At 62.6% G+C, this 6,135-nt stretch carries 9 protein-coding genes; 1 reads left to right on the top strand and 8 read right to left on the bottom strand.

Annotation, left to right across the window (positions count from 1 at the left end; all coding sequences use genetic code 11):
* The 5 genes from ACK543_RS11290 to ACK543_RS11270 form a co-directional block, all read right to left on the bottom strand.
* The coding region (locus ACK543_RS11290) for an SCO family protein (RefSeq protein ID WP_409942946.1) at window positions 1-512 on the bottom strand (512 nt) is incomplete at its 3' end.
* 8 nt (window positions 513-520) lie between these two features.
* A complete protein-coding gene (cyoE, locus tag ACK543_RS11285; RefSeq protein WP_409942945.1) occupies window positions 521-1,423 on the bottom strand; it encodes a heme o synthase in 903 nt (300 codons plus the stop codon).
* Window positions 1,420-2,601 carry a COX15/CtaA family protein gene (locus ACK543_RS11280; protein ID WP_409942944.1) on the bottom strand — a complete coding sequence of 394 codons (1,182 nt, stop codon included), beginning with the start codon at window positions 2,599-2,601 and terminating at the stop codon, window positions 1,420-1,422. The genes cyoE and ACK543_RS11280 overlap by 4 nt, the downstream gene beginning before the upstream one ends.
* Entirely contained in the window at window positions 2,598-3,341 is a 744-nt protein-coding gene (locus ACK543_RS11275; RefSeq protein WP_409942943.1) for a hypothetical protein, read from the bottom strand. The genes ACK543_RS11280 and ACK543_RS11275 overlap by 4 nt, the downstream gene beginning before the upstream one ends.
* Complete coding sequence (locus ACK543_RS11270; RefSeq protein WP_409942942.1) at window positions 3,283-4,104, bottom strand: SURF1 family protein; 822 nt, start codon at window positions 4,102-4,104, stop codon at window positions 3,283-3,285. The genes ACK543_RS11275 and ACK543_RS11270 overlap by 59 nt, the downstream gene beginning before the upstream one ends.
* A gap of 15 nt (window positions 4,105-4,119) precedes the next feature.
* Here ACK543_RS11270 and ACK543_RS11265 point away from each other — a divergent pair, with 15 nt between their 5' ends.
* Window positions 4,120-4,341 (top strand): twin transmembrane helix small protein, encoded by a 222-nt coding sequence (locus tag ACK543_RS11265; RefSeq protein WP_409942941.1) that lies wholly within the window; start codon window positions 4,120-4,122, stop codon window positions 4,339-4,341.
* A gap of 95 nt (window positions 4,342-4,436) precedes the next feature.
* Here the strand turns inward: ACK543_RS11265 and ACK543_RS11260 are convergent, their stop codons facing one another.
* The 3 genes from ACK543_RS11260 to ACK543_RS11250 form a co-directional block, all read right to left on the bottom strand.
* Window positions 4,437-5,318 carry a cytochrome c oxidase subunit 3 gene (locus ACK543_RS11260; RefSeq protein WP_409942940.1) on the bottom strand — a complete coding sequence of 294 codons (882 nt, stop codon included), beginning with the start codon at window positions 5,316-5,318 and terminating at the stop codon, window positions 4,437-4,439.
* Window positions 5,319-5,393: 75 nt separating this feature from the next.
* Window positions 5,394-5,615 (bottom strand): DUF2970 domain-containing protein, encoded by a 222-nt coding sequence (locus ACK543_RS11255; protein WP_409942939.1) that lies wholly within the window; start codon window positions 5,613-5,615, stop codon window positions 5,394-5,396.
* Window positions 5,612-6,135 (bottom strand): cytochrome c oxidase assembly protein (locus tag ACK543_RS11250; protein ID WP_409942938.1); only part of this gene is annotated, 524 nt, incomplete at its 5' end. The genes ACK543_RS11250 and ACK543_RS11255, both read right to left, overlap by 4 nt.

Below are 6,135 nucleotides of genomic sequence, written 5' to 3'. Positions count from 1 at the left end.
TAGCTTCCGGCAGAGTGGTCCATGGTGTAGCTGGTGGGCGTCTTGCCATCGACCTTCTTGTAGTAGATCTTGAAGTCCTTGGCCACGGCGGCCAATTGCTCGGGCGAGCCCCGCAGCGCCAGAAAGCTCGGATCAAAATTGCCCATGTAGGCCGCGAGCACCTCGGGCGTGTCGCGCTCGGGATCCACGGTGACGAAAATCCCTTGCAGGCGGTCGCCGTCGGGGCCCAGCATTTTCTTGACCTCGGCCAGTTCCAGCATGGAGGTCGGGCAGACATCCGGGCACTGGGTGAAGCCAAAGAACACCACCACCACCTTGCCCGCAAAGTCAGAAAGGTGGCGCGCCTTGCCGTGCTGGTCGGTCAGCGGCAGGTCGCGTGCGTACTCAGCGCCCGTCACATCCACGCCCCGAAACTCCGGTTTTTTCTCAGAACAGGCAGAAAAAAGTGCGGTTACGCACGCCGCTATTGCGATAGAAGCTATTATTTTTATAGCAAAATGACGTTCAGGCATGGGGGCAGTCACAGCACGTAATGGTCCACCAGCAGGGCGGCAAACAGCAGGCTCAGGTGAATGAGGGAAAAGCGGAAGGTCTTGCGGGCCAGCGCATCAGAATAGTTGCGCCACAGCGCAAATGCATAGGCGCAAAAGCCCCCGCACAGCAGCACCGCCGCCACAAGGTAGATCCAGGAACTCATGCCGTACACAAACGGCATCAGGCAACCGGCCAACAGGATCAGCGTGTACAGCAATACCTGCAGCCGGGTGAATTCATTGCCGTGCGTGACAGGCAACATGGGCAGGCCCGACTTGCGGTAGTCCTCCACACGGTAAAGGGCCAGCGCCCAGAAATGCGGCGGCGTCCACAGAAAAATGATCAGAAAGAGGATCAGCGCCTCGGGGCCGACATCGTTGGTCATCGCCGCCCAGCCCAGCACCGGCGGCATGGCCCCCGATGCACCACCAATCACGATGTTCTGGGGGGTCAGGGGCTTGAGGATCACGGTGTAGATCACCGCGTACCCCACAAACGTGGCAAAGGTGAGCCACATGGTCAGCGGGTTGACGAAAACCCACAGGATCGCCGACCCGGCAGCGCACAACACGGCTGAAAACAGCAAGGTCTGGGCGTTCGACAACTCGCCCTTGGCGGTAGGACGCCATGCCGTGCGCTTCATCTTGGCATCAATGCCCTGCTCCACGATGCAATTGAATGCGGCAGCAGCGCCTGCCACCAGCCAAACACCGGCTGATGCCACCACCATCCGCCCCAGTTGCTCGCCAGAGGGCATGCCAGGCACCGCCAGAACCATGCCGATCAGCGCGCAAAAAACAATGAGCTGGACCACGCGCGGCTTGGTCAGCGCGTAAAACTGGGCCAGACGGGACGGCAGCGCAACCGCTACGGGGGAAGCAACACTCATGCGGAAACTCTCGGTGCACGCGAAGGTGCAGATCGCTCTTGCGGCTGCGCGGCCACCCGGCACGATGCAAGAGACCATGTCAAAACCACCACCAGCGCCGCGGCGCCACCGGTGTGCAGCACGGCCGCAACCAGCGGCCAGCCCAGGATCACGTTGGAAAGCCCGGTCAGCAGTTGAAGCGCACCCAGCGCGGCAAGCCACCATGCCTGTACCACCAGCAGCCCGCGGCGGTGCAGTGCCCAGGCCACGCCCGCTATGACCGCCAGCACCAGGTAGGCCATCAGGCGGTGCACGTAGTGGATGGCCGTCAGTGCGGCAAAGCTGATGTGGGTGCCGTCCTGCAGCAGACCCAGCTTGCGCCAGATCTGAAAGCCCTGCGCGAAATCCATCTCTGGCCACCAGCTCCCCTGGCAGGTGGGAAAGGTCGTGCAGGCCAGCACGGCATAGTTGGTGCTCACCCAGCCGCCCAGCGCGATTTGCACGGCCACCAGGGTGGCAGCGGCCACCAGCGCATGGCGCAAAAAGCCAGCCAGCGCGACGGGCTGGCGCCCCTGCGCCCAATGGGTGTGCCGCACCGCCTGCACGCACAGCAGCGCCAGCAAAACGAGGCCTCCCATCAGGTGCAGCGTGACGATGGCAGGAAAGAGCTTCATCGTCACGGTGAGCGCGCCGAACGCACCCTGCAGGCACACCCAAAAGAGCGTGAACGTGGGCCACCAGGGGCTCAGCGGGGACTGCTGCGCGCCCGTGCGGTCTGCCTGACGCCGCTGGACCCATGCGGATACCGTCATGACAATGATGAGCACCCCGACGCCCGTCGCCAGGTAGCGGTGAATCATCTCGATCCACGCCTTGCCATGGGTGACGGGGCCGGTCGGCATGGCCGCCTGGGCCGCTGCGATTTCCTCGCGTGCTCCCATGGGGCTCGCGCTGCCGTAGCAACCGGGCCAGTCGGGGCAGCCCAGCCCAGAGTCCGTCAGGCGTGTGAATGCCCCGAACAGCACCAGGTCAAAGGTGAGGAAAAGGGTCAGCACCGTCAGCGCCTGCAAACGGCGCACAGGCGTGCTGGCACGGTTTCGCAGCGCAATCCACACCAGAGGGCCCAGGGCAATGACGATGCCCACCAGCATCAGCCGCGCGATGGGCGCCAGGTCGTAAAGAGGCTGTGTGTCCATCATGGCTTGACCGGCCGGCCGGGTTCATCCCACGACGATGAGGCACGCAGCAGACGCTCCAGATCGCGCTTGGCCTTGGCTGCCCCGGTGGCATCCATGGCGGCCGGAAAGCGCATCATCCAGTGGCCCATCGGGTCCACCACGTACAGGTGATCGGCCATCGCGTGGCTCGGGGCCGGGGCAAGCCAGGTGCCCAGCGAAGCCGCATCCAGCCGCAGCACCGTGGCCTTTTGCAGGGCGGCGCTCAGCTCTGCAGGCAGCGGCGCCGCATCATCCACCAGCCAGACCCAGTCAAGGCGGTCTTTTTCTTTGCCAAGGCTCTCGCGCAACTGGCGCTGCAGGTACAGATGCTTTTGGCACGCGGCATCGCAGGCTCCGCCCGCCACGCTCACCAGCAACCATTGCCCCTTGAGCGAGGGCAGACTCAGCGACCCTCCATCCACCGTCGCAGCCACCACGTCCGGAATGGCGCGCGGTGGGTCGATCAGTTCGCCATAGTTGCGGCGGCCCTCAGGCCGTATGACGTAGTACGTGAAATACGACGCAATCACGGGTGCCGCACAGATCAGCAGCACCCCGAGCATTTTCAACCGGCCGTAGCGTCCACGCTGGGCCTCGGCAACCGCCGCTCCCGCAGGCGGCAGCGTGTGCACCGTGAGCCCCAGGGGATGCTCCCCCCCCTCGTCAGGGGGCCGGCTGGCGGCGCGGGCGAATGAACCGTCGGACGATGTGGAACCAGACATAAAGCGTTGCAATCAGGCCGCAAAGCCCGAACCATTGAAAGGCGTAACCGTAATGTTTGTCGATGCCGGCGCTGATGACCGGCCAGTCGCGCAGCAGACCATCGGCGGATTCGCTGGTCTGCAGCACGGTCAACGCAAGGATCGGCAAACCGGTCTCGGCGCGGAAAGCCGACAAATTCAGATTTTGCCGGATGGGTGAAGACCTTGGAGTTGCCGGGCCAGCATCAAACTCATACAGGCGCGAAGGCGACGGGGCAATACGGCCTTGCACAGAAACCTCGTCGTCCATTGGCGTGCCCACGGGCGGCAACTGCGTGCGATCCTGGAAATTGCGGGGCGCCCAGCCGCGCTGGACAAGCACCACTGCGCCTTCGCCCGCCGGATCGGTCAACTGCAAGGGCGTAAGCACAAAAAACCCGGGGCGGCCGTTCATCTGCCGGTTGTCAAGGAACACCGTGTGCTTGCCAAGCCACCGCCCGCGCAGTGCTACCGTCCGGTGGACAAGATCGTCCAGGGGTGCCTGTAACGCAGCGTCCTTATCCTGTGGCTGGGTGGGCGAAGGTAGCGCCTTGGACTGCACCAGCGTGAGCACGTCCACGGGGCCCATCTGCCTGCGCTCATCGATCGAGGACTGGAGAGCCTGCTTTTGTGAGGCACGCGAGAGCTGCCAACGCCCCAGCGATGCCGTGACCCCGATGGCCAGCACGGCAGCGACGGTGATCAGCCAGAAACGCCTGTCTGCAGCGCGGGTGGGGGCAGTCACGGGATAATGGCGTCCATGAAATATCTGGTGTTGGTGGCTTTCATTGCCGTTCTCGCAAGCCTGGCTTCAGCGCTTTTCTTCATGATGCGCAACGGGCGCGACGACAAAAGCCGGGGCAACCACATGGCCAAGGCGCTTGCGCTGCGCGTGGGGCTCTCCATTTTGCTGTTTGTCTGCATCCTGATTGCCTGGCAGCTGGGCTACATTCAACCCACCGGGCTGCCCGCGACCCGTTGATCCTGTTCAACGAGGCGCAAGCATCCTCGCCGGGCTGCAGGTGGCCACCACAACAAAAAAAGCGCCGCGAGGCGCTTTTTTCAAGTGCTTTGGGCCTACATCCAGTAAACGAGCACGTACAGGCCCAGCCAAACCACGTCCACAAAGTGCCAATACCAGGCAGCGCCTTCAAAGCCAAAGTGCTTGTCGGCGGTGAAGTGCCCCTTTTGCAGGCGCAGCGTGATCACCAGTAGCATCAACATGCCCAGGAACACGTGGAAGCCGTGAAAGCCGGTCAGCATGAAGAAGGTCGAACCAAAAATACCGGAGTTGAGCTTAAGGTTCAGGTCGGTGTACAGGTGATAGTACTCGTAGCCCTGGACGAGCAGGAAGACAAGACCGAGCAAAACGGTGAGCCACATGAAGCCTATGGTCTTGCCACGCTGGTTTTCACGCAGTGCATGGTGGGCAATGGTGAGCGTGACACCCGACGTTAGCAGCAAAGCCGTATTGATGGTGGGCAGCCAGAAGGGGCCTACCGTCTGGAACGGCTCCACGATGCCTGCTGGCGAGGCGGTTGCACCCGCAGCAATGCTGGGCCACACAGCCTTGAAGTCAGGCCACAGCAGGGCGTTATCGAGGCTTCCCAAGGTGGGCACCGAGTGGGCGCGCGCCCACCACAGCGCTGTGAAGAACGCCCCGAAAAACATCACCTCAGAGAAGATGAACCAGCTCATGCTCCAGCGGTAGGACAGGTCGATCTTGCGACCGTACAGACCGCCTTCACTCTCGCGAATCGCATCACCAAACCACTGGTACAGCACAAACAGCCACCAGACCAAGCCAAACGCCAGTGAGTACTTGCCCCAGTCGTGGCCGTTGATCCACTGCCCCGCGCCCAGGATCACAAAGAACAGGCCAACGGCTGCCATGAAAGGATGGCGCGATTCGGCGGGCACATAGTAGTACGGAGTTCCGCCGTGGGTTGATGCACTCATTTCAGCTCCTGAATTCTCAAAATCTCAAAACTTAGGGTGGCGCCCCCTGCCGACAAATGGCACGCCACGTATCTTCTAAACGATCCAGTTCACCAGACCAACCAGCCCAAGGACCAGCGCAAACACTGCCACCAGCCCCACCGCAATGATGTGAAGCGGGTTTAGGCGCTGCACGTCCTGCTCATATTCACTACCCTGCCGCAAACCTATCAGCGCCCAAGCCACGGCCCGGATGGTGCGGGGCAGTGAACCTCGGCGCGCAATCGACCCTGCATCGCCCGCCTCGGGTTCCGTCACGAGCCTGCTCCGGCACGCGCCACCAGCGGCGGTGTTTCCACCACGGCCGCCTGGATGTGGGTCGCGCCCCCTGCGCCGGCGGAACCCGGAGCGGCGGGCGTCTTGCCACCCACCTCAAAGAATGTGTAGGACAACGTGATCGTCGTCACGTCCTTGGAAAGACGTGGATCAATGACAAACGCCACAGGCCATTCTTTCTTTTCGCCCGGCTCCAGCGTGTACTGGTTGAAGCAGAAACACTCCAGCTTGTTGAAGTGCGCTGCCGCCTGGCGCGGTGCGTAGCTCGGGATGGCCTGCGCTGCCATGCGACGGTTTTGCACGTTTTGGAACTCGTACATCACTGTCGTCAGCTCGCCAGGGTGAACCTGCACGGATCGCTGGGCAGGTTTGAAATCCCACGGACCGCGCGCATTCGCGTCGAACTCCACGGTGATCGTGCGGGTCCGATCAATCTGGCTGTTGGCCGGCAGCTTGACGTCTTTTCCGGCTGTGCCATTGCCAGGCACCTGACGCTCTGACA

It is taken from the genome of Acidovorax sp. (genome assembly GCF_046341535.1).
Classification (GTDB): Bacteria; Pseudomonadota; Gammaproteobacteria; order Burkholderiales; family Burkholderiaceae_C; genus Acidovorax.
The sequence above is the reverse complement of the archived record's forward strand: the minus strand, read 5'-3'. Positions and strand labels throughout refer to the sequence as shown.

What these genes read in the sequence shown, in the direction of transcription:
- ACK543_RS11260 (WP_409942940.1), bottom strand. Translation starts at nt 5,318, where the DNA reads ATGAGTGCATCAACCCACGGCGGAACTCCGTACTACTATGTGCCCGCC.
- ACK543_RS11275 (WP_409942943.1), bottom strand. Translation starts at nt 3,341, where the DNA reads ATGTCTGGTTCCACATCGTCCGACGGTTCATTCGCCCGCGCCGCCAGC.
- ACK543_RS11280 (WP_409942944.1), bottom strand. Translation starts at nt 2,601, where the DNA reads ATGATGGACACACAGCCTCTTTACGACCTGGCGCCCATCGCGCGGCTG.
- ACK543_RS11265 (WP_409942941.1), top strand. Translation starts at nt 4,120, where the DNA reads ATGAAATATCTGGTGTTGGTGGCTTTCATTGCCGTTCTCGCAAGCCTG.
- cyoE (WP_409942945.1), bottom strand. Translation starts at nt 1,423, where the DNA reads ATGAGTGTTGCTTCCCCCGTAGCGGTTGCGCTGCCGTCCCGTCTGGCC.